Annotated in this window: 24 protein-coding genes; 16 read left to right on the forward strand and 8 right to left on the reverse strand. The window is 54.4% G+C overall.

What is annotated here, in order from left to right; all coding sequences use genetic code 11:
- The first annotated feature begins 15 nt into the window (after positions 1-15).
- Together ACOTYH_RS01760 and ACOTYH_RS01765 are read left to right on the forward strand one after the other, a co-directional pair.
- Entirely contained in the window at positions 16-2,052 is a 2,037-nt protein-coding gene (locus ACOTYH_RS01760; protein WP_421637522.1) for a TIM-barrel domain-containing protein, read from the forward strand.
- A 106-nt stretch (positions 2,053-2,158) separates the two neighbouring features.
- Complete coding sequence (locus ACOTYH_RS01765; protein WP_003857881.1) at positions 2,159-2,605, forward strand: DUF441 domain-containing protein; 447 nt, start codon at positions 2,159-2,161, stop codon at positions 2,603-2,605.
- On the opposite strand, the gene ACOTYH_RS01770 is transcribed toward ACOTYH_RS01765, so the two are convergent.
- On the reverse strand, positions 2,589-3,380 hold the full coding sequence (locus ACOTYH_RS01770; protein WP_017384695.1) for an AraC family transcriptional regulator: 792 nt from the start codon (positions 3,378-3,380) through the stop codon (positions 2,589-2,591). The two genes, ACOTYH_RS01765 and ACOTYH_RS01770, sit on opposite strands and share 17 nt — an antisense overlap.
- A gap of 99 nt (positions 3,381-3,479) precedes the next feature.
- Here ACOTYH_RS01770 and ACOTYH_RS01775 point away from each other — a divergent pair, with 99 nt between their 5' ends.
- Complete coding sequence (locus ACOTYH_RS01775; RefSeq protein ID WP_017384696.1) at positions 3,480-4,667, forward strand: CynX/NimT family MFS transporter; 1,188 nt, start codon at positions 3,480-3,482, stop codon at positions 4,665-4,667.
- A gap of 31 nt (positions 4,668-4,698) precedes the next feature.
- Here the strand turns inward: ACOTYH_RS01775 and ACOTYH_RS01780 are convergent, their stop codons facing one another.
- Entirely contained in the window at positions 4,699-5,406 is a 708-nt protein-coding gene (locus ACOTYH_RS01780) for a CTP synthase C-terminal region-related (seleno)protein (protein WP_414105479.1), read from the reverse strand.
- Positions 5,407-5,557: 151 nt separating this feature from the next.
- Between ACOTYH_RS01780 and ACOTYH_RS01785 the strand changes: the two genes are divergently transcribed.
- Positions 5,558-5,902, forward strand: coding sequence for a DUF488 domain-containing protein (locus tag ACOTYH_RS01785; protein WP_032653239.1), 345 nt, complete (start codon positions 5,558-5,560; stop codon positions 5,900-5,902).
- Here ACOTYH_RS01785 and ACOTYH_RS01790 read toward each other — a convergent pair whose 3' ends face one another.
- Positions 5,903-6,208, reverse strand: a complete 306-nt coding sequence (locus ACOTYH_RS01790) for a hypothetical protein (RefSeq protein WP_141414422.1) — start codon at positions 6,206-6,208, stop codon at positions 5,903-5,905.
- A gap of 80 nt (positions 6,209-6,288) precedes the next feature.
- Positions 6,289-6,543 (reverse strand): DUF333 domain-containing protein, encoded by a 255-nt coding sequence (locus tag ACOTYH_RS01795; protein ID WP_421637523.1) that lies wholly within the window; start codon positions 6,541-6,543, stop codon positions 6,289-6,291.
- A 312-nt stretch (positions 6,544-6,855) separates the two neighbouring features.
- On the opposite strand from ACOTYH_RS01795, the gene ACOTYH_RS01800 reads away from it, so the two are divergent.
- From ACOTYH_RS01800 to yoaJ, 3 genes are read left to right on the forward strand one after another with little or no spacing between them, the layout of a single operon-like run.
- Positions 6,856-7,884 (forward strand): sensor domain-containing diguanylate cyclase, encoded by a 1,029-nt coding sequence (locus ACOTYH_RS01800; RefSeq protein ID WP_421637524.1) that lies wholly within the window; start codon positions 6,856-6,858, stop codon positions 7,882-7,884.
- A 45-nt stretch (positions 7,885-7,929) separates the two neighbouring features.
- On the forward strand, positions 7,930-8,028 hold the full coding sequence (locus ACOTYH_RS01805; RefSeq protein WP_015570793.1) for a YoaK family small membrane protein: 99 nt from the start codon (positions 7,930-7,932) through the stop codon (positions 8,026-8,028).
- Positions 8,029-8,103, forward strand: coding sequence for a protein YoaJ (gene yoaJ, locus ACOTYH_RS01810; protein WP_015570794.1), 75 nt, complete (start codon positions 8,029-8,031; stop codon positions 8,101-8,103). It abuts the gene before it with no gap.
- Between the two features lie 53 nt (positions 8,104-8,156).
- On the opposite strand, the gene ACOTYH_RS01815 is transcribed toward yoaJ, so the two are convergent.
- Positions 8,157-8,405 (reverse strand): GlsB/YeaQ/YmgE family stress response membrane protein, encoded by a 249-nt coding sequence (locus tag ACOTYH_RS01815; RefSeq protein ID WP_003857896.1) that lies wholly within the window; start codon positions 8,403-8,405, stop codon positions 8,157-8,159.
- A gap of 369 nt (positions 8,406-8,774) precedes the next feature.
- On the opposite strand from ACOTYH_RS01815, the gene yncL reads away from it, so the two are divergent.
- Both yncL and ACOTYH_RS01825 read left to right on the forward strand, forming a co-directional pair.
- Entirely contained in the window at positions 8,775-8,867 is a 93-nt protein-coding gene (gene yncL / locus ACOTYH_RS01820) for a stress response membrane protein YncL (RefSeq protein WP_071524166.1), read from the forward strand.
- Between the two features lie 124 nt (positions 8,868-8,991).
- Positions 8,992-10,491 carry an EAL domain-containing protein gene (locus ACOTYH_RS01825; protein WP_180262957.1) on the forward strand — a complete coding sequence of 500 codons (1,500 nt, stop codon included), beginning with the start codon at positions 8,992-8,994 and terminating at the stop codon, positions 10,489-10,491.
- Positions 10,492-10,495: 4 nt separating this feature from the next.
- Here ACOTYH_RS01825 and ACOTYH_RS01830 read toward each other — a convergent pair whose 3' ends face one another.
- Positions 10,496-10,741 (reverse strand): YmjA family protein, encoded by a 246-nt coding sequence (locus ACOTYH_RS01830; RefSeq protein WP_015570796.1) that lies wholly within the window; start codon positions 10,739-10,741, stop codon positions 10,496-10,498.
- Between the two features lie 75 nt (positions 10,742-10,816).
- Positions 10,817-12,067 (reverse strand): NADP-dependent isocitrate dehydrogenase, encoded by a 1,251-nt coding sequence (icd, locus tag ACOTYH_RS01835; RefSeq protein ID WP_003857898.1) that lies wholly within the window; start codon positions 12,065-12,067, stop codon positions 10,817-10,819.
- A gap of 117 nt (positions 12,068-12,184) precedes the next feature.
- On the opposite strand from icd, the gene rluE reads away from it, so the two are divergent.
- Genes rluE through purB form a run of 5 tightly spaced genes read left to right on the forward strand, consistent with a single transcriptional unit; the run spans position 12,185 to position 16,520 of the window.
- The gene (gene rluE / locus ACOTYH_RS01840) at positions 12,185-12,847 is read left to right on the forward strand and encodes a 23S rRNA pseudouridine(2457) synthase RluE (protein WP_017384702.1); all 663 of its coding nucleotides are present in this window, start codon (positions 12,185-12,187) and stop codon (positions 12,845-12,847) included.
- The gene (locus tag ACOTYH_RS01845; RefSeq protein ID WP_015570797.1) at positions 12,847-13,320 is read left to right on the forward strand and encodes an NUDIX hydrolase; all 474 of its coding nucleotides are present in this window, start codon (positions 12,847-12,849) and stop codon (positions 13,318-13,320) included. Before rluE ends, ACOTYH_RS01845 begins: the two co-directional genes overlap by 1 nt.
- A 40-nt stretch (positions 13,321-13,360) precedes the next feature.
- Positions 13,361-14,473 (forward strand): tRNA 2-thiouridine(34) synthase MnmA, encoded by a 1,113-nt coding sequence (gene mnmA / locus ACOTYH_RS01850; RefSeq protein ID WP_032667904.1) that lies wholly within the window; start codon positions 13,361-13,363, stop codon positions 14,471-14,473.
- 27 nt (positions 14,474-14,500) lie between these two features.
- Entirely contained in the window at positions 14,501-15,130 is a 630-nt protein-coding gene (hflD, locus tag ACOTYH_RS01855) for a high frequency lysogenization protein HflD (RefSeq protein ID WP_006809213.1), read from the forward strand.
- A gap of 19 nt (positions 15,131-15,149) precedes the next feature.
- The gene (purB, locus tag ACOTYH_RS01860) at positions 15,150-16,520 is read left to right on the forward strand and encodes an adenylosuccinate lyase (RefSeq protein WP_017693620.1); all 1,371 of its coding nucleotides are present in this window, start codon (positions 15,150-15,152) and stop codon (positions 16,518-16,520) included.
- 86 nt (positions 16,521-16,606) lie between these two features.
- On the opposite strand, the gene ACOTYH_RS01865 is transcribed toward purB, so the two are convergent.
- Complete coding sequence (locus tag ACOTYH_RS01865) at positions 16,607-16,999, reverse strand: hypothetical protein (RefSeq protein ID WP_023296319.1); 393 nt, start codon at positions 16,997-16,999, stop codon at positions 16,607-16,609.
- A 476-nt stretch (positions 17,000-17,475) separates the two neighbouring features.
- Here ACOTYH_RS01865 and phoP point away from each other — a divergent pair, with 476 nt between their 5' ends.
- The gene (gene phoP / locus ACOTYH_RS01870; RefSeq protein WP_026094318.1) at positions 17,476-18,147 is read left to right on the forward strand and encodes a two-component system response regulator PhoP; all 672 of its coding nucleotides are present in this window, start codon (positions 17,476-17,478) and stop codon (positions 18,145-18,147) included.
- Positions 18,148-19,611 carry a two-component system sensor histidine kinase PhoQ gene (gene phoQ / locus ACOTYH_RS01875; protein ID WP_032634007.1) on the forward strand — a complete coding sequence of 488 codons (1,464 nt, stop codon included), beginning with the start codon at positions 18,148-18,150 and terminating at the stop codon, positions 19,609-19,611.
- Positions 19,612-19,678: the final 67 nt, after the last annotated feature.

The following is a 19,678-nucleotide window of genomic DNA, read 5'->3' on the forward strand; positions in this document are numbered from 1 at the left end:
AAGGACGCGTTTTCCATGAGTGAGCTGATCCAACATTCCAACAGTATCGAATGGCGTTTTGAACGCCAGACCCTGCGTATTGAACCGTGGGGTGAAAACAGCCTGCGCGTCAGGGCCACCTGCTCCCCGGCTTTTGATGACGCCTTACAGGCACTGTTTCCCGCCGCCCCTTACCGGGCTGAGATTGTCGCCGAAGCGGAAAGCCTGACGCTGCGCAACGGCAATATTACCGCGACGCTGAATCTTAAAGGTCAGCTGGCCTTCTACAATCAGCGCGGCGAACTGCTGCTGGAAGAGATGTGGCGCCAGCGTTCAACGGTGGGTATCGGTGCCAGCGAGAAGAGCCAGGATAAATATGTCAGCGCCCTGAAGCTGGATGGCCGCGAATTTAAGCCGCTAATGGGGGGGAAATATCAGCTCACCGTCCGGTTTGAATCGCGTCCGGATGAACGCATCTATGGCATGGGTCAGTATCAACAGCCGTGGCTGGATCTGAAAGGCTGTACGCTGGAACTGGCACAGCGCAACTCCCAGGCCAGCGTGCCCTTTATGCAGTCCAGCCTTGGCTATGGCCTGCTGTGGAACAACCCGGCGATTGGTGAAGCCAGCTTTGCAAAAAATCAGACGGAATGGCGCGCCCGCGTCACAGGAGAAATGGACTACTGGATCACCGCCGCCGACACGGTGGCGGATATCACCCGCCAGTATGTGAAAGCCACCGGTACTCCGCCCTCCGCCCCGGCGTTTATCAGCGGGCTGTGGCAGTGCAAATTACGCTACCGCACCCAGCAGGAGGTGCTGGAGGTTGCGCGGGAGTATCGCCGCCGTAATCTGCCGCTATCGGTGATGGTCATCGACTTTTTCCACTGGCCGAATCAGGGCACCTGGTGCTTCGACCCCGTAGACTGGCCCGATCCTGAAGGGATGGTCGACGAGCTGCGCGAAATGGGTATTGCGCTGATGGTGTCGGTGTGGCCAACGGTAGAGGCGCGCAGCCCTCTCTACCCGCTGATGAAAGCCAAAGGCTGGCTGGTCAGCAGTGAACGTGGCGTGCAGGTCAACCTCGATTTTATGGGCAATACCACCTTCTTTGATGCGACCCATCCTGAGGCGCGGAAATTCGTCTGGGATACGGTGAAGAAAAATTACTACGACATGGGCATTAAGCTGTTCTGGCTGGACGAAGCGGAACCGGAATACCGAGCCTATGATTTTGACAACTATCGCTACCACGCCGGTCCGGTGCTGGAAGTGGGCAATCGCTACCCGCGTGACTTTGCGCAGGGCTTTTACGATGGGCTCCAGGCAAATGGTGAAACCGACATTGTTAACCTGGTACGCTGTGCCTGGGCAGGCAGCCAGCGCTTCGGCGTGCTGGCGTGGTCGGGTGATGTCCACTCCTCGTTCCATGCTTTTCGCAATCAACTCGCCGCGGGACTGAATATGGGGCTGGCGGGGATCCCATGGTGGACAACCGATATCGGTGGCTTCCAGGGAGGGAACGTTAACGACCCGGCGTTCCACGAATTGCTGATCCGTTGGTTCCAGTGGGCGGTGTTTACACCGGTTCTGCGCATGCACGGCTATCGCGAACCGCAGATCCAGCCCCCGGAGCGCTACCGTGACGGCATTCCTCAGTGTAACAGCGGTTCGCCTAATGAGCTGTGGAGTTACGGAGAAGAGAATTACGCCATCATGCAGCACTGGCTTACCGTGCGCGAAACCCTGCGCCCGTATATTGACGCGTTGTACCAGCAGGCTCATCTGCACGGAGACCCGCTCATGCGTCCGCTGTTCTGGCACTATCCGCAGGATAAGCAGAGCTGGACGTGTGAAGATCAGTATCTGTTTGGCGAAGATCTTCTGGTGGCGCCGGTTATGCAGGCCGGTCAGCGTGAGCGCGATGTCTGGCTGCCGACGGGCAATAGCTGGGTCGCTCTCAACGGTGAGCGCTACGCCGGTGGGGAGCATATCCGGGTGCCTGCGGCGCTGGAAACCATCCCGGTGTTTATCCGCGAAGGAAGTCCACTTATCCAGCAGCTGGTGGACTGACGTCAGGCAAGTGCCCAAAAATAGACAATTTTTTCAGTAAAGCCTGCCTGCCGTCGCGTTTGCGCGTAAAGTAAGCAGGCTTACTATTTTTGGCAAGGATCCCGTCATGTTCGACCCTACTCTGCTCATACTTCTGGCCCTGGCTGCTCTGGGTTTTGTCAGCCACAACACCACCGTCGCGATTTCCATTCTGGTCCTGATCATCGTTCGTGTCACACCGTTGAATACCTTCTTCCCGTGGATAGAAAAACAGGGGCTTACCATCGGGATCATTATTTTGACCATCGGCGTGATGGCCCCGATTGCCAGCGGAACGCTACCGGCCTCCACGCTGCTGCACTCCTTTGTAAACTGGAAATCGCTGGTGGCGATTGCGGTGGGCGTTTTTGTCTCATGGCTTGGCGGGCGCGGCGTGACGCTGATGAGCAGCCAGCCTTCACTGGTGGCCGGGCTGCTGGTGGGCACCGTGTTAGGCGTGGCGCTGTTTCGTGGCGTGCCGGTTGGCCCGCTGATTGCTGCCGGACTGGTTTCGCTGTTTATCGGGAAGTCGTAGTCAGGCTGGCGATATAGCGGGCGGGCGTCTGTCCCAGTCCTTTCTTAAACATGGTGATGAAGGCGGTGGTGGAGTCATACCCCAGCGCCTGCGCCGCCTGCTGAACCGACTTTCCGCCGATCAAAAACTGCAATGCGACAATCAGCTGGAGCTGGTGCCGCCAGCGGCGAAAGCTCAAGCCAGTCTCTTTCACCACCAGCCGCGCCAGATTGCGTTCGCTCATGGCAAAGTGGCTGGCCCACTGCGCCAGCGTCTGCCAGGCGGCAGGTTCGTTTGCCATGGTCTCGCTCATCAGGCGAATTTTTGGATGCGGAGATACCGGCAGCTGTAGATGCTCCTGCGGTTGCAGGGGCAGTTCATCAAACAGGACGTCAACCAGCCTTCCGGTAGCGGGAAGAGGCAGTTCCTCCCGTGACCTGTCCGCAAGCGCCAGCACCAGCTCCCGCACCAGGGGCGATATTTTCAGCGTACAGGTACGCGTCGGCAATTCGAGCGCACCGGGTTCAATAAACAGCAGACAGAGCTGCGCGCCGGGCGTCGCCTTGTTGCTGTGCGGCGTTTGTCCCGGGATCCACACCGCATACTGGGGCGGCACCATCAGCATCGCGTTCTCCACTTCACAGGTGATCGCGCCACCCAGCGCCATAATCAGCTGCCCTTTGCGGTGCTGATGCAGCGGAATATATTGTTCCTGTGCCACCACGCGGATGCGAAAGGCCACCGCCGCGTCGTGCTGGCTATCGGGATCGTAGCCGTCGAGCCCCAGTCCGTACATAAAGTTGTCCGATATTAGCGATAAACTGTCATTTTAGCCTGATTTCAACCACGACTTAAATCGGTATGGTATGCGCTCGCCTGAACGTAAGAGACAATAATGACTACTGCTATTCAACCTTCCGGGAAACAGGGTGCGCTGCTGATTGCAGGCATCCTGATGATTGCCACGACGCTGCGCGTCACCTTTACCGGTGTCGCCCCCCTGCTCGATACCATCCGACAGGACTATGGTTTAAGCACGGCGCAAACCGGCCTGCTCACGACGCTGCCTCTGCTGGCCTTCGCCTTTATCTCTCCCCTTGCCGCAGGCGTCGCCCGGCGCCTGGGCATGGAGCGCAGCCTTTTTATCGCTCTGCTGCTGATTTGCATCGGGATTGGCGTACGTTCGCTGCCGTCGGCCTCGCTGCTATTTATCGGTACGGCGATCGTGGGCTGTGGGATTGCGCTGGGCAATGTCCTGCTACCTGGCTTAATCAAACGTGATTTTCCGGGCCAGGTCGCAAAACTGACGGGGGCTTATTCGCTGACGATGGGGGCCGCTGCTGCCGCAGGGTCGGCGCTTATCGTCCCGCTGTCGCTGGGGAGTGGTGGCTGGCACGGGGCGCTGCTGATGCTGATGTTCTTCCCGCTGGTGGCGCTGCTGCTGTGGTTACCGCAATGGCGCCAGAAGCCGGCCGCCACCCTGACCGGAGCGGGCGCGCTGCACAATCGGGCTATCTGGCGCTCGGCGCTCGCCTGGCAGGTGACGCTTTTTCTGGGCATTAACTCGCTGATTTACTACGTCATTATCGGCTGGTTACCCGCGATTTTGCTTAGCCACGGCTACAGCGAAACGCAGGCTGGCTCCATGCACGGGCTTCTCCAGCTGGCAACCGCGGTTCCCGGTCTCGCCATTCCGCTGATCCTGCACCGTCTTAACGATCAGCGTGGCATTGCCGGGCTAGTCGCCCTGATGTGCGCCGTCAGCGCGGCCGGGTTCTGGTTCGCGCCGGGGCTGGCCGTCGTCTGGACGCTGGTGTTTGGCTTTGGATCCGGCGCCACCATGATCCTCGGCCTGACGTTTATCGGGCTGCGCGCCAGCTCGGCCCATCAGGCCGCGGCGCTCTCCGGCATGGCACAGTCGATTGGCTATCTTCTGGCGGCCTGTGGCCCACCGCTGATGGGGAAAATTCACGATACCGCCGGAGACTGGCGCATTCCGCTGCTCGCCTGCGCGCTGGCCGCGGTGGTGATGGCGTTATGCGGTATGCTTGCCGGGCGTGACCGGGAGATCACACCCCGCTGACATTCAAGGCAGACCCGGAGGTCTGCTTTTTTTATCCCTGCGCCGCCCGCAGCATGGCCTGTACCAGCACGACCGGGCGCCCTTGCAGCGCGGCCCGCTCATGCTGGAACAGGGTGAGGACAAAGAAAGGATGGGTTACCAGCTCTGCCGCTCGGATCTCGCCCTGCTCGTCCCAGCCCGTTACGCGCATGTCGCCCCGCTCAAGCTGGTCGGCAAACTCAGGTGAGACGCCGTAATTGCAGTGATACCCCTCCTGAATTTCCGGCTTGCCATACGCTTTAGCAATCAGCGTGTTATTCCGCAGCTCGATCGCGTCGGTTTTTTCCACCAGCGAGCAGGTCAGCGGCGCAATTACCATCCTTCCCTCGGTGTCGGTTTCGGCATGGCCTGCATCGTGCCAGCCCAGTACATTACGCGCATACTCAATCAGCGCATGCTGGAACCCGCCGCAGGTGCCGAGAAAGGGGATGCTATTCTCACGCGCGTAACGGGCCGCAATAAACGCCGCCTCGGTTTTTTTATACGGGCTTGCCGGTACCAGCCAGATGGCATCGTACCCGACGAGGTCTTCGGCGCTGGTCAGCTCAGGCGTGGCGAGCCAGTCATAATCAGCGGTGAGATCCAGAACCGCAGCGGCGTCGTCAATCGCCAGCGGGATCGCCTGGTGCGCAATAACATCGGGATTGTAATCACCAACCAGCGCAATGCGCAGCGTCGTTTTAACCGTGGAGAGTTCCATCAGAGATTCCTTATGCCGGAGGATTTTCAGATAACATAAGGAACCTCAGACTACCGATCTTTTGCAATTATCACAATACCTTAAATTGGGTGGATAAAAGCCGGGTGCTATAGTGTTCTTGCAGAACGTCGTAAGGAAATGAGGAGGACCCATGATTCAATGTAAACGCGTGTATGAGCAGGCGACCTCAAAAGACGGTTACCGGATCCTGGTCGACAGACTCTGGCCGCGAGGGATAAAAAAGACCGACCTCGTCTGTGATGAGTGGTGTAAAGCGCTAACGCCGTCCAGCGAACTGCGAAAAGCTTTTCACAGTGAAACGATAGATTTCACCGCGTTCAGTGAAGCCTATCGTAAAGAGCTGGCGCAGCATCCGGATGAAGGCAAACGCCTGGCGGCTCTCGCCAAACAGCAGACCGTGACGCTACTCTATGGGGCGAAAAATACGGAGCAGAATCACGCGCAGGTACTGGCGGACTGGCTGCGTAAACTGTGATTAACCGATCGCCAGCTCATCCACGTTGTGTGGCATCTCGTCGGGAGTAAGCGGCATCAGATGTTCCGGGCGAACAAACGCAAAACCGTGCTGATTATCAAAGGCATAAACATCACCGGTGACCAGCCACAGCACACGCGCTGACGTGGCGGGTAATTGCGTCATGACGCCGTTAACCGGGTTCACAAAACGCTGGCCCGGCTGACAGAGGCCAAACAGCTCGACGGATTTACCGATATTTCGACGGCCTGCCGCCGTACGCGCACCCACGATCATCGCCATGCTGCCCGGTTTTAACTGAAACATACTTCTTCTCGCAAACGTACTGCCAGAAACTGGCTAAGAATAATCCTAAAGAGAAGTGTATCGCAGTTTTATTGCCGTTGTCATCTGGTCGGTTGCGGGTGATCGCGGTGGTAGAGATCCCATTCATCGATCACTTCCCCGCCTGGCAATTTGCACTCGGTACGTACGCCCTGCGGGCTTTGAACAGGGATTTGCTCTCCCCCTTTCTCCAGACAGTACACTGACGCCGGGTTTGCCATACCAATAGCGTGCGGCGGTTGAGGCGCATCAGGAGGGGTTGTCTTTGTTGAGCAGGCGGCCAGCGGTAAAACCAGCGCCAGGAGAAGATATTTCATTATCATGATCCTTCAGGGTGTAAAAACGTCAGAGTAACGGGTCATCGCCGTTTTCTCCATGATTTCTCCATTAAACCTGCACGATTCCCCCTTATAGTGATGCCTGTTCTCACACTGACCAGAGAACATCATTCCGTAATCAAGATGTTTTGCCCCGATCTCAACATCGGGGCTTTTTTTTAGCTTCACCCTCATCCGCCTCCAGAAGAATCTATAAAATTAATCCTGTTCATGTTTTACTATGGCTGGAGTCTATATTTTCAGCACAACATGCAGATACAGAGGTCTTCTGCATGGGAGTCATCCTGCCTCATGTCAGATATCATTCTTGCCCGTGTTTCAGAAACCCTCTCCACTGAGCAATCTCTCGACAGTCTGGTGCGTCAGCTACTGGAAATGCTGGAAATTGTGACGGATATGGAATCAACCTACCTGACGAAAGTCGATATCAATGCGCGTTTGCAGCACATTTTATATGCCCGTAACAGCAAGCAAATGCAGATCCCTGAAGGGTTCAGCGTGCCCTGGGACGAAACGCTGTGTAAGCGCGCCATCGACAGCGACACGTTGTTCAGTAACGAGGTGCCCGACCGCTGGCCGGAGTGTGAAGCGGCCAAAGCACTGGGCATTACAACCTATATGAGCGTGCCGGTTCACCTGGCTGACGGTTCTCTGTATGGCACGCTTTGCGCGGCCAGCACCGCACAGAAACAGTTCAGCGAGCGTGGCGAGCAGGTGATCAGACTCTTTGCCGGTTTAATTGGTCAGTACATTCAGAAAGAGTCGCTTGTGCTTCAGCTTCGCGAAGCAAATGCGGCGCTCATTGCCCACTCTCACACCGACGCCCTTAGCGGCCTGCCGAATCGTCGCGCCATTTTTGAAAACCTTACCACCCTGTTCTCACTGGCGCGCCATTTTAACCGCAACGTCATGATGGCCTTTATTGACCTCGATGATTTCAAGCGAATCAATGACCAGTACGGGCATGAGGCGGGCGATCGCTTCCTTGTACAGGTCGGCAAGCGACTGACTCACGAGCAAACGCAGGATGAGATTATTGGCCGGCTCGGCGGCGATGAATTTCTGGTTGCCAGCCTGAGTCACAGCGATGATGGCGACGCCAGCAAAGGGGTCAACGCAATCAAAACCCGCCTCAATGGTCTTATTGCGGGCGAATACAGGTTAGGTAATGCCACTATTCTTTATCCCGGCGCAAGCCTTGGCGTCGTTATTGTTGATCCTCACCGCACTGATGAAGATAGCGCCCTGCGCACCGCAGACCTCGCGATGTATCAGGATAAAAAAGGAAAAAGCAAAACAGGCTTTGTCGCGTTAGATTAAAATCGTACACTCTACGGCCTTATACAAACTCAAACAGGTGATGGCATGAGAATAGGGATCCTCTTTCCGGTGGTTATTTTTATCACGGCGGTGGTGTTTTTAGGCTGGTTTTTCCTTGGTGGTTACGCCGCGCCGGGGGCTTAAATGAGAAAAACGACCATCATCATGCTGATTGTCGCCATCGTGGCCGTCGCCGGTACGCAGTTGGGCTGGTGGTAACGCCCAAAGTAAAAAGGCCGCCGTCAGGCAGCCTTTTTTAACTCAGGTCAGATTTAGCTTTTGATTTTTCTGTAAATAAACAGAACAACCAGCGCGCCAATCACCGCGACGACAAAGCTGCCGAAGTTGAAGCCATCAACTCTGCCAAAGCCGAACAGGGTACTGATCCAGCCACCGACGACTGCACCCACAATCCCCAGAATGATCGTGACGATGAAACCGCCGCCATCTTTGCCCGGCATAATCCACTTCGCCAGGATCCCCGCAATCAGCCCAAAGATAATCCAGGATAAAATTCCCATAGCTTTCCTCTCTGTATGGTTTTTGTCATTAAATCAACGACACAGAAAAGGATAGCACAGGATCTGAGAAAGGAAATTTGTGATAGGAATCACACGGTTCGTTTGATTAAAATATAAGCAGTAAAAAAATGCCGTTCCACACTCATCGTGGGGTTGCATCTTTTACTGAGAAAGATTATCTTTCTCATTACTGAATAGTTGAGCAAATCACTCAGGTATTCAGTACGACATTGCTCACATTGCTTCCAGTATTTCTTGCCCACTCTTGAGTGGGCTTTTTTTTGCCCGAACCCACCAAAATCTGGCGTTTCTTCAGTGGAGGTGAAACGCTATTCTCTGTGGCTGCTGAACAACAAAAACGTTGATAACATGAACGTATCAAGCAAGTTTGTCATCTGCCTTAATCTTGTTTCTGCCAGTACGTTACTGCTACTGCTCTCAACACGGTTTGAGTGGTTCTGAGATGAAAGGAGCATGGCATAATGGCTTTCCTTTCGATTCCGTGCAGCCTCAACTCTCATACTTGTAGCTTTTATGACCTGTGTTAAGATCCCTGCACCTCAGGACGTGGTGGGACAACAGGAAAATGAAGAAGGCCATTGCCGTTGCTATCATCTCAACCTTTATGGTCGTCCTGTCGCTGTATGCGGTTAACGCCATTATCGCTGAGCAGCAAAAGAACCGGCAGAGGGAGATCTCCCACACGCTCTTAAGCTATTCTGAAGAGTTAACGCAAAATATCGCCAGTACGCTTATAAATACCTCCGCGCAGGGATGCGATAGCGCCAGTCTGAACGACTACCGAAAATTAAAGATGCGAAGTCTCTATTTCGCCGATGTGGGGTTTATTGAAAAGGGGAAAATCACCTGCACCGCGTTTTGGGGCAAGCTGGCAAATCCCATCGCCCTTCCCTCTGAGCTGCATAATACCCAGAACGGATTCAGCCTGGCGCAGTTTTCGCAGAAAGATTTCTTTGTCGGCAATGCGACAATCTATAACCACCTTATTATCTTCACCTCCCGTTCAGCCTACGATAAATTTGCCCCCGTTACCGCCAACTATTCGCTTCGTTCTTCCACTAAAGATTTCGGCCGCACCTTTTTCACCGTTACGCCGCCATCAGAAAACTTCAGCCGCTTACAGTCTCTGTTATTTACGCTGGCTGTGACAGAGTGCAGTACACGCTGGGATTTGTGCGTTACCGTCACACACCATGATGCCGGACTGGCTTCGCTCTCCCACGTAGTGATGGTGCTTCTGTGCTTGTTTTTATACTTTATCTGGGTATCCCTGACGCTGTTTTCTCTTCGACTTTATGAAGACCGACGTTCTCTGGAACGAACGCTGGTCAAAGCGGTAAAAGCGAATACCATCAGCGTTCATTTTCAGCCTGTTATTCGGGTTGCTGATAAGAAAATCGTCGGGGTTGAAGTGTTATCAAGATGGCAGGATAACAATCACAAAGAGGTTTCTCCTGAGCTGTTTATCCCGTTAATTAAAAAAATTGGCCTGTATAACGTTTATTATCAGAACATGATAAAGAAATCCCTGGCGGAAATTGCCGCGCTGGCCGCTGAACATCAGTTAATGATTTCACTGAACGTTGGCCGGACGGAAATTGAAGACGGCAAATTCCTGGCGGTATTACGTCATGAATGCTCAGAGAACGCGATTCCCTTATCGTTAATCAAAGTTGAGTTATCCGAAAATGGCGTTTCCACCGCGGCCATCCTTGAAGAGTTTTGTGAGGAGCTTAAATCGGCAGGCGTCAAAATTTCAATAGACGATTTTGGTGTGCAAAACTCTAATCTGGCCAGGCTATCAAATCTCAAATATGACGAAATCAAGGTGGATAAGTCGTTAGTGGACGGCATCAGCGAGCACTATAAACAGGATATCCTGGTGATCTTCAGCGACGCGCTCGCTAAACTGCACAAAACCCTGGTTTTTGAAGGGGTTGAAAGCGAAACGCAATATCAGTTCATCGCGCAGAGATACCCCGATGCCCTCGTACAAGGCTGGTACTTTTCAAAGTCGCTAACCCGGCACGACCTCGCCAGGCTGCTGGCAGACTCAGCGCGATGACGCGTTATTCATTGCCCCACTGATTCAGGAAGTTCGCAATATCGTCAATGCGCGCTTCGTCTATCTCCGCCTGGACAGCCATCTCCCGCTGCGCCTCTTCACTGATTTCCTCATTGTTGTATAAGCGAGTGAGCAGCAGCTGGAAATAGTGTGCCAGCGGCGTACGTTCTGCCTCTTCTACCGGTTTCGCCGTTTCAGTCGCATACTCGTCGACGATGTCATAATACTTGAGCGGGATATCATGGTTCATAGCGTTGTTTCCGTCTTGTGTGCATAAAAAACGGGAACCCTCAGGCTCCCGTTGTCATTTAACCCAGCGAGTGGATTACATGTTCGCGATAATCGCATCCCCAAACTCTGAGCATTTCAGCAGCTTAGCGCCTTCCATCAGACGTTCAAAGTCATAGGTGACGGTTTTCGCGTTAATCGCGCCTTCCATACCCTTAACAATCAGGTCTGCGGCTTCGAACCATTCCATATGACGCAGCATCATCTCTGCGGACAGAATGATAGAGCCTGGGTTGACTTTGTCCTGGCCTGCGTATTTAGGTGCAGTACCGTGAGTTGCTTCGAACAGGGCGCACTCGTCACCGATGTTCGCGCCCGGGGCGATACCGATACCACCCACCTGTGCTGCCAGCGCATCGGAGATGTAGTCACCATTCAGGTTCATACAGGCGATCACGTCATACTCAGCAGGTCGCAGCAGGATCTGTTGCAGGAACGCATCGGCAATCACATCTTTAATGATGATCTCTTTACCGGTGTTCGGGTTCTTAATTTTCTGCCATGGGCCGCCGTCGATCAGTTCACCGCCGAACTCTTCGGTCGCCAGCTGGTAGCCCCAGTCTTTGAACGCGCCTTCGGTGAACTTCATGATGTTGCCTTTGTGAACCAGGGTCACAGAGTCACGATCGTTGGTGATAGCGTATTCGATGGCGGCACGCACCAGACGCTTGGTCCCTTCTTCGGAGCACGGCTTGATGCCGATGCCGCAATGCTCAGGGAAGCGAATTTTCTTCACACCCATCTCTTCGCGCAGGAATTTAATCACTTTTTCTGCATCAGCAGAGTCCGCTTTCCATTCGATACCGGCGTAGATGTCTTCTGAGTTTTCACGGAAGATAACCATGTCGGTCAGTTCCGGGTGCTTAACCGGGCTTGGGGTGCCCTGGTAGTAACGCACCGGACGCAGACACACATACAGATCCAGTTCCTGACGCAGCGCCACGTTCAGGGAGCGAATGCCGCCGCCAACTGGCGTGGTCAGAGGGCCTTTGATAGCAACGCGATAGTCGCGGATCAGGTCCAGAGTTTCGGCTGGCAGCCAGACGTCCTGGCCATAAACTTGAGTCGATTTTTCACCGGTGTAAATTTCCATCCAGGAAATTTTACGCTCGCCTTTGTAGGCTTTCTCAACAGCGGCATCAACCACTTTCAGCATTGCCGGGGTAACGTCTACGCCGATACCGTCGCCTTCAATGAACGGGATAATCGGGTTGTGAGGAACGTTAATCTTGCCGTTTTGCAGGGTGATCTTTTTACCTTCCGCCGGAACAACTACTTTGCTTTCCATTAACCTCTCCTTCGAGCGCTTCTGGTTGTTACTGATCTTATGTTAATAAATTGTAATGAGCCTTCCGATAGTACCTGATTGTCCGACGCCATGAAAGGTCTTCGTTATTAGGCTATAATGCGGCAATTGATAACGCCTGAAAATACCATGACGAAAACTTCTTTTAGAAAACACCGGGTTGAGCGATTCAGCTCACGACAAGCCACCAGAAGAACGCCAGAACCCCAGCCAACGCGGGTCATACTGTTCAATAAACCCTACGATGTATTGCCGCAGTTTACCGACGAGGCCGGGCGCAGCACGCTGAAGGACTTTATTCCCGTTCAGGGAGTGTACGCGGCGGGACGTCTGGATCGTGACAGCGAAGGGTTGCTGGTGCTCACCAATGACGGCGTGCTCCAGGCCAGGCTCACTCAGCCGGGCAAGCGTACCGGGAAAATTTACTTTGTGCAGGTTGAAGGCGAGCCGGACGACGCGTCGCTGGCAAAACTGCGTAACGGCGTAACGCTGAACGACGGTCCCACCCTGCCGGCTGGTATTGAGCGCGTGAATGAACCCGAGTGGTTGTGGCCGCGCAACCCGCCGATTCGTGAGCGGAAATCCATTCCCACCAGCTGGCTTAAAATAACCCTTTATGAAGGCCGCAACCGACAGGTCAGGCGCATGACTGCGCATGTGGGCTACCCTACCCTGCGACTCATTCGCTATGCCATGGGCAGCTACACGCTGGACTCGCTGGCAAACGGGGAATGGCGGGATGTTACCCCTAAGGAGAACTGATGTTTAAACCTCATGTTACGGTCGCCTGCGTGGTCCATGCGCAGGGGAAATTCCTGGTGGTGGAAGAGACCATCAATGGCAAAGCGCTGTGGAACCAGCCTGCCGGGCATCTTGAAGCCAATGAAACCTTACGCCAGGCGGCAGCCCGTGAGCTGTGGGAGGAGACGGGTATCCGCGCCGAACCGCAGCATTTTATCCGTATGCATCAGTGGATAGCGCCTGACCAGACGCCTTTCCTGCGCTTCTTATTCGCCGTTGAACTTAACGAAACGTGCGCCACTGAACCGCACGACGACGATATCGATCGCTGCCTGTGGGTGACTGCCGAGGAGATCCTGAACGCGCCAAACCTGCGTTCGCCGCTGGTGGCGGAAAGCATCCGCTGCTGGCAGTCTGCGGCGCGCCTGCCGCTGGATATCATTGCAGAGTTTAACTGGCCGTTTACAGAGGGTGTCAATGGTGGGGGGGCGTGATAGAATACGCCGCCTTGAAGTTCAATGTCGTGAGTATTCCATGTCAGATAACAGCCAGAAAAAAGTAATCGTCGGCATGTCCGGCGGTGTCGATTCCTCCGTTTCCGCCTACCTGTTGCAGCAACAGGGCTATAAGGTGGAGGGCCTGTTCATGAAGAACTGGGAGGAAGACGATGGCGAGGAATACTGCACTGCCGCTGCGGATCTCGCCGATGCGCAGGCCGTGTGCGATAAGCTCGGCATCGAACTGCACACCGTTAACTTTGCCGCAGAATACTGGGACAACGTTTTTGAACTCTTCCTCGAAGAGTACAAAGCGGGCCGCACGCCAAACCCGGATATCCTGTGCAACAAAGAGATCAAATTCAAAGCCTTCCTGGAATTCGCCGCGGAAGACCTGGGCGCAGACTACATTGCGACCGGCCACTACGTGCGTCGCGCGGATGTAAATGGCAAAAGCCAGCTGCTGCGCGGCCTGGACGGCAACAAAGATCAGAGCTACTTCCTCTATACGCTGAGCCACGAACAGATTGCCCAGAGCCTGTTCCCGGTCGGCGAGCTGGAAAAGCCGGAAGTGCGTAAGATTGCTGAAGATCTGGATCTGATCACCGCGAAGAAAAAAGACTCCACCGGTATCTGTTTTATCGGCGAGCGTAAATTCCGCGAGTTCCTGGGGCGCTACCTGCCTGCACAGCCGGGCAAAATCGTCACCGTTGACGGTGATGAGATTGGTCAGCACCAGGGGCTGATGTACCACACTCTCGGCCAGCGTAAAGGTCTGGGTATCGGCGGCACCAAAGAGGGCAGCGAAGATCCGTGGTACGTGGTCGACAAAGACGTCGAAAACAATATTCTGGTTGTGGCTCAGGGTCACGACCACCCGCGCCTGATGTCCGTTGGACTGATCGCGCAACAGCTGCACTGGGTCGATCGCGAGCCGCTGAAAGGCACGCTGCGCTGCACAGTGAAAACGCGCTACCGCCAGACGGACATCCCTTGCACCGTAACCGCACTGGATGACGATCGCATTGACGTGCGTTTCGACGAGCCGGTTTCCGCCGTTACCCCTGGCCAGTCTGCTGTTTTCTACCGCGGCGAAATTTGCCTCGGCGGTGGGATCATTGAACAGCGCCTGCCGCTGCCTGCTGTTTAAACCGTTTGCACACATAAAGGAGACCGTGTGGCGAAGAACTATTATGACATCACCCTGGCGCTGGCGGGAATTTGCCAGTCAGCCCGTCTGGTGCAACAGCTGGCGCATCAGGGTCATTGCGACGCTGATGCCCTGCACGTTTCACTCAACAGCGTTATCGATCTTAACCCAGGCTCCACGCTGGGCGTCTTTGGCGGCAGTGAAACCAATCTTCGTCTCGGTCTTGAAACTCTGCTCGGCGTGCTCAACGCCAGCAACCGTCAGGGGTTGAACGCGGAACTGACCCGCTACACCTTAAGCCTGATGGTGCTGGAACGTAAGCTTAATGCGGCAAAAGGCGCAATGAATACCCTGGGCGACCGCATCGCCGGGCTACAGCGCCAGCTCGACCACTTTGACCTCCAGTCTGAGACCCTGCTCAGCGCGATGGCCGGTATCTACGTTGACGTGATTAGCCCGCTCGGCCCGCGTATTCAGGTCACCGGTTCGCCTGCCGTATTGCAAAGCCCACAGGTACAGGCGAAGGTACGCGCTTCGCTGCTGGCAGGCATCCGTGCCGCCGTGCTGTGGCAACAGGTCGGCGGTGGCCGCCTACAGTTAATGTTTTCTCGTCATCGCCTGACGACTCAGGCAAAACAAATTCTTGCTCATTGTTAACCTCCCGGAGTTGCGAATTATGGAATTATCCTCACTGACCGCCGTATCCCCTGTCGATGGACGCTACGGCGATAAAGTCAGCGCGCTGCGCGGGATCTTCAGCGAATATGGCCTGCTGAAGTTCCGTGTTCAGGTTGAAGTACGCTGGCTGCAAAAGCTGGCCGCCCAGACAGCAATCAAGGAAGTTCCTGCTTTTGACGCAAAGGCAAACGATTACCTTGATAAAATCGTTGCTGAGTTCAGCGAAGAAGATGCCGCGCGCATTAAAACCATCGAACGCACCACCAACCACGACGTGAAAGCGGTTGAATACTTCCTGAAAGAGAAAGTGGCAAGCGTCCCTGCCCTGCACGCGGTATCTGAATTTATTCACTTCGCCTGTACGTCTGAAGATATTAACAACCTGTCTCACGCGCTGATGCTCTCTACCGCGCGGAAAGAGGTAGTACTCCCTTACTGGCGTAAAATCATTGATGCGGTGAAAGCGCTGTCCGTGGAATACCGCGACATTCCGCTGCTGTCCCGTACTCACGGCCAGCCAGCAACCCCATCCACCATGGGTAAAGAGATGGCGAACGTGGCGTACCGCATGGAACGCCAGTATCGTCAGCTGGAGCAGGTTGAGATCCTCGGCAAAATCAACGGCGCGGTGGGTAACTACAACGCCCACATCGCCGCGTACCCGGAAGTGGACTGGCACCAGTTCAGCGAAGAGTTTGTGACCTCTCTGGGGATCCAGTGGAACCCGTACACCACCCAGATTGAGCCGCACGACTACATCGCCGAGCTGTTTGACTGCATTGCGCGCTTCAACACCATCCTGATCGACTTCGATCGTGACGTATGGGGTTACATCGCCCTGAACCACTTCAAGCAGAAGACCATCGCCGGGGAAATCGGTTCGTCCACCATGCCGCACAAAGTGAACCCAATCGACTTCGAAAACTCCGAAGGTAACCTAGGTCTGGCGAATGCCGTGTTGCAGCATATGGCGAGCAAGCTGCCGGTATCCCGCTGGCAGCGCGACCTGACTGACTCCACGGTGCTGCGTAACCTGGGCGTAGGTATTGGCTACGCGCTGATCGCCTACCAGTCCACCCTGAAAGGTGTGAGCAAACTGGAAGTTAACCGCGACCGTCTGCTGGACGAGCTGGATCACAACTGGGAAGTGCTGGCGGAGCCGATTCAGACCGTGATGCGTCGTTACGGCATCGAAAAACCGTACGAGAAACTCAAAGAGCTGACCCGCGGTAAACGCGTTGATGCTGAAGGTATGAAACAGTTTATCGACGGTCTGGCGCTGCCAGAAGAAGAAAAAGCGCGCCTGAAAGAGATGACCCCGGCAAACTATATTGGCCGTGCCATCGCTATGGTTGACGAGCTGAAGTAATCGCCCTTCCCCCTTTCCACCCGGAAAGGGGGCTGCTTTTCATCATCGAGCCGACATTTCACGTCACATTATCTGTTTTGCCGGGATTAGAGCCTGCCGTCAGGCTGATTGTTATTTTTTGCCGTGGAATAACTTTCCGGAATATACCGTTTTAAGCCGAACGGGCACAGTTTGAACTGGCACGGGGTTTCAGCCGTGCACAGGCGATCCATCTCCTGTCGGTTGCCTGGACACGCGTTTTTCTGTTTGAACCCCATCCAGCCTATTGATGTAAAGGGCATTGCCTGCGCTATCCATACTCTACGCCGCCGATCGTTAATCAGGATCCCCTGGTTTGAAGTGGTGATGATTTCACCTGTACGAACGTAATAATCTCCCTTTAACCACAGGATATAATTCAGGCCATACTGTGTTTCAACTTTGCAAAAGATGGTTCCGCTTTCCGGGCTCGCAATAGTCTCAACAACCTTCCATTCCATAAAGTCCTCTTTACTCGCTATATTGCTGTTTTGTTGTGTAAAAATGCTGCTTTTCTGGCACATCTTATGCAAATCTAATTTCGCACCATAAAATAAGCGTAGACAAAGCCAGGCATAGTGAGAACATCCTTACAAAAAAAAGGGCAATATTTACAAAACTGGCGTGCCCGTGCTGTCCAAAAAGCGACTCGCCTTCAACAGTTCATAAACGGATGGCTGTTTTATCGGGATTGCGAAAGCTTGCGAAAACAAGTCAGTTTATATTACCCGCGCCTGCTGGGGGCGCATGAGGCTTACGTGAGTTGGGTGGGTGATATGAACCAGGCTCAGGTCAACATACTTAATAATCAGGTGCCTGGCGTCATCCCCCCCTGTGTTCGGGAGCATGAAAAAAATCATTTAATTTCATTGCGCTGGTGTCAACCTGAATAATCAGCGTTAAACTATTCATACCATTTATAAAGGGAGAAGTGATGATGCGCGTACTGGTTGTTGAGGATAACGCATTGCTACGCCATCACCTGAAAGTTCAACTTCAGGAGATGGGTCATCAGGTGGATGATGCTGAAGACGCAAAAGAGGCCGATTATTATCTCAATGAACACCTGCCGGACATCGCCATTGTCGATTTAGGGCTGCCGGATGAAGACGGATTGTCCCTTATCCGCCGCTGGCGTAGCCATGACGTTTCCCTGCCGGTACTGGTGCTGACTGCCCGCGAAGGCTGGCAGGACAAGGTTGAAGTCCTGAGCGCTGGCGCGGATGACTACGTGACCAAACCCTTCCATATTGAAGAAGTCGCTGCGCGTATGCAGGCGCTGCTGCGCCGCAACAGCGGGCTGGCGTCACAGGTTATCTCTCTGCCGCCGTTCCAGGTGGACCTCTCTCGCCGCGAATTTTCTATTAATGATGAAGTGATCAAGCTGACCGCATTCGAATACACCATCATGGAAACGCTGATCCGTAACAACGGTAAAGTGGTGAGCAAAGATTCCCTGATGCTTCAGCTCTATCCGGATGCCGAGCTGCGCGAAAGCCACACCATTGACGTGCTGATGGGTCGCCTGCGTAAAAAAATTCAGGCGCAGTACCCGCATGACGTGATCACCACCGTGCGTGGTCAGGGCTACCTGTTCGAATTACGCTAAATGAAAGGGATATTGCGCCACATTTTACCCCTTTCGCTGCGGGTTCGCTTTTTGCTGGCAACCGCCGCCGTCGTGCTGGTGCTGTCGCTCTCTTATGGGATGGTGGCGTTGGTCGGTTATAGCGTGAGCTTCGATAAAACCACCTTCCGCCTGCTTCGCGGCGAAAGTAACCTGTTTTATACCCTGGCGAAGTGGGAGAACAACCGAATCACCGTCGAGATGCCGGAAAACCTGAATCAGCAGAGCCCGACGCTGGCGCTGATCTATGATGAAAAAGGGAAATTGCTTTGGGCCCAGCGCGATGTCCCGTGGTTGAAAAAGCGCATCCGTCCGGAATGGCTGAAAACCAACGGTTTTCATGAAATAGAAGCCGACCTCAACTCCACCAGCAGCCTGCTGCGTGACGATCGCGCCTTACAGATCAAGCTAAATGAGATCCGTGCCGAAGATGACGACACGGAGATGACCCACTCTGTGGCCATCAACCTTTACCCCGCCACTCTGAACATGCCGCAGTTAACCATTGTGGTGATCGATACCATACCGGTTGAGCTGAAACGCTCGTATATGGTCTGGAACTGGTTTGTGTATGTTCTGGCTGCCAACCTGCTGCTGGTGATCCCTCTCCTGTGGGTTGCTGCGTGGTGGAGCCTCCGCCCGATTGAATCCCTTGCCAAAGAGGTGCGCGAGCTGGAGGAACATCACCGCGAGAAGCTAAACCCGGAGACCACGCGTGAGCTGACCAGCCTGGTGCGCAACCTCAACCGCCTGCTGAAAAGCGAACGTGAACGCTACGACAAGTATCGCACGACGCTCACCGACCTTACGCACAGCCTGAAAACCCCGCTGGCCGTGATGCAGAGTACCCTGCGTTCCATGCGCAGTTCGAAAATGAGCGTGGATGACGCCGAGCCGGTGATGCTGGAACAAATCAGCCGTATTTCACAGCAGATCGGCTATTACCTGCACCGCGCGAGCATGCGTTCCGGAAGCGCCCTGTTGAGCCGTGAACTGCACCCGGTAGCCCCGCTGCTGGATAACCTCACCTCTGCGCTGAACAAGGTGTACCAGCGTAAAGGGGTCAACATCAGTCTGGATATCTCACCGGAAATTAGCTTTGTCGGTGAGAAAAATGACTTTATGGAAGTGATGGGAAACCTGCTCGATAACGCCTGCAAATATTGTCTGGAGTTTGTCGAGGTGTCCGCGCGGGTAACGGATAACGAACTGCATATTATCGTTGAGGATGATGGTCCTGGCATTCCCTGTAATAAACGCGAAGTGGTGTTCGATCGCGGCCAGCGCGCCGATACGCTGCGGCCAGGCCAGGGCGTCGGATTATCCGTCGCCAGGGAAATCGTCGATCAGTACGAGGGCAAGATTGAAACCGGTGAAAGTTTGCTGGGCGGTGCCCGTATGGAAGTCATTTTTGGCCGCCAGCATCCCGTATCGAACGATAGTTGACCCGAAATGTGAAAAATACGCGGATCTCGCAGTCAGGGGGCGGTGCTTCCGTTATAATCCGTCTCAG

It is taken from the genome of Enterobacter cloacae complex sp. SHL001 (genome assembly GCF_049236825.1).
Classification (GTDB): Bacteria; Pseudomonadota; Gammaproteobacteria; order Enterobacterales; family Enterobacteriaceae; genus Enterobacter; species Enterobacter hormaechei_C.

Excerpts from the sequence above, each read along its gene's own strand:
- ACOTYH_RS01760 (WP_421637522.1), top strand. The coding sequence starts at position 16 with ATGAGTGAGCTGATCCAACATTCCAACAGTATCGAATGGCGTTTTGAA.
- ACOTYH_RS01765 (WP_003857881.1), top strand. The coding sequence starts at position 2,159 with ATGTTCGACCCTACTCTGCTCATACTTCTGGCCCTGGCTGCTCTGGGT.
- ACOTYH_RS01770 (WP_017384695.1), bottom strand. The coding sequence starts at position 3,380 with ATGTACGGACTGGGGCTCGACGGCTACGATCCCGATAGCCAGCACGAC.
- ACOTYH_RS01775 (WP_017384696.1), top strand. The coding sequence starts at position 3,480 with ATGACTACTGCTATTCAACCTTCCGGGAAACAGGGTGCGCTGCTGATT.
- ACOTYH_RS01780 (WP_414105479.1), bottom strand. The coding sequence starts at position 5,406 with ATGGAACTCTCCACGGTTAAAACGACGCTGCGCATTGCGCTGGTTGGT.
- ACOTYH_RS01785 (WP_032653239.1), top strand. The coding sequence starts at position 5,558 with ATGATTCAATGTAAACGCGTGTATGAGCAGGCGACCTCAAAAGACGGT.
- ACOTYH_RS01790 (WP_141414422.1), bottom strand. The coding sequence starts at position 6,208 with ATGTTTCAGTTAAAACCGGGCAGCATGGCGATGATCGTGGGTGCGCGT.
- ACOTYH_RS01795 (WP_421637523.1), bottom strand. The coding sequence starts at position 6,543 with ATGAAATATCTTCTCCTGGCGCTGGTTTTACCGCTGGCCGCCTGCTCA.
- ACOTYH_RS01800 (WP_421637524.1), top strand. The coding sequence starts at position 6,856 with ATGTCAGATATCATTCTTGCCCGTGTTTCAGAAACCCTCTCCACTGAG.
- ACOTYH_RS01805 (WP_015570793.1), top strand. The coding sequence starts at position 7,930 with ATGAGAATAGGGATCCTCTTTCCGGTGGTTATTTTTATCACGGCGGTG.
- ACOTYH_RS01815 (WP_003857896.1), bottom strand. The coding sequence starts at position 8,405 with ATGGGAATTTTATCCTGGATTATCTTTGGGCTGATTGCGGGGATCCTG.
- yncL (WP_071524166.1), top strand. The coding sequence starts at position 8,775 with ATGAACGTATCAAGCAAGTTTGTCATCTGCCTTAATCTTGTTTCTGCC.
- ACOTYH_RS01825 (WP_180262957.1), top strand. The coding sequence starts at position 8,992 with ATGAAGAAGGCCATTGCCGTTGCTATCATCTCAACCTTTATGGTCGTC.
- ACOTYH_RS01830 (WP_015570796.1), bottom strand. The coding sequence starts at position 10,741 with ATGAACCATGATATCCCGCTCAAGTATTATGACATCGTCGACGAGTAT.
- icd (WP_003857898.1), bottom strand. The coding sequence starts at position 12,067 with ATGGAAAGCAAAGTAGTTGTTCCGGCGGAAGGTAAAAAGATCACCCTG.
- rluE (WP_017384702.1), top strand. The coding sequence starts at position 12,185 with ATGCGGCAATTGATAACGCCTGAAAATACCATGACGAAAACTTCTTTT.
- ACOTYH_RS01845 (WP_015570797.1), top strand. The coding sequence starts at position 12,847 with ATGTTTAAACCTCATGTTACGGTCGCCTGCGTGGTCCATGCGCAGGGG.
- mnmA (WP_032667904.1), top strand. The coding sequence starts at position 13,361 with ATGTCAGATAACAGCCAGAAAAAAGTAATCGTCGGCATGTCCGGCGGT.
- purB (WP_017693620.1), top strand. The coding sequence starts at position 15,150 with ATGGAATTATCCTCACTGACCGCCGTATCCCCTGTCGATGGACGCTAC.
- ACOTYH_RS01865 (WP_023296319.1), bottom strand. The coding sequence starts at position 16,999 with ATGGAATGGAAGGTTGTTGAGACTATTGCGAGCCCGGAAAGCGGAACC.
- phoP (WP_026094318.1), top strand. The coding sequence starts at position 17,476 with ATGCGCGTACTGGTTGTTGAGGATAACGCATTGCTACGCCATCACCTG.
- phoQ (WP_032634007.1), top strand. The coding sequence starts at position 18,148 with ATGAAAGGGATATTGCGCCACATTTTACCCCTTTCGCTGCGGGTTCGC.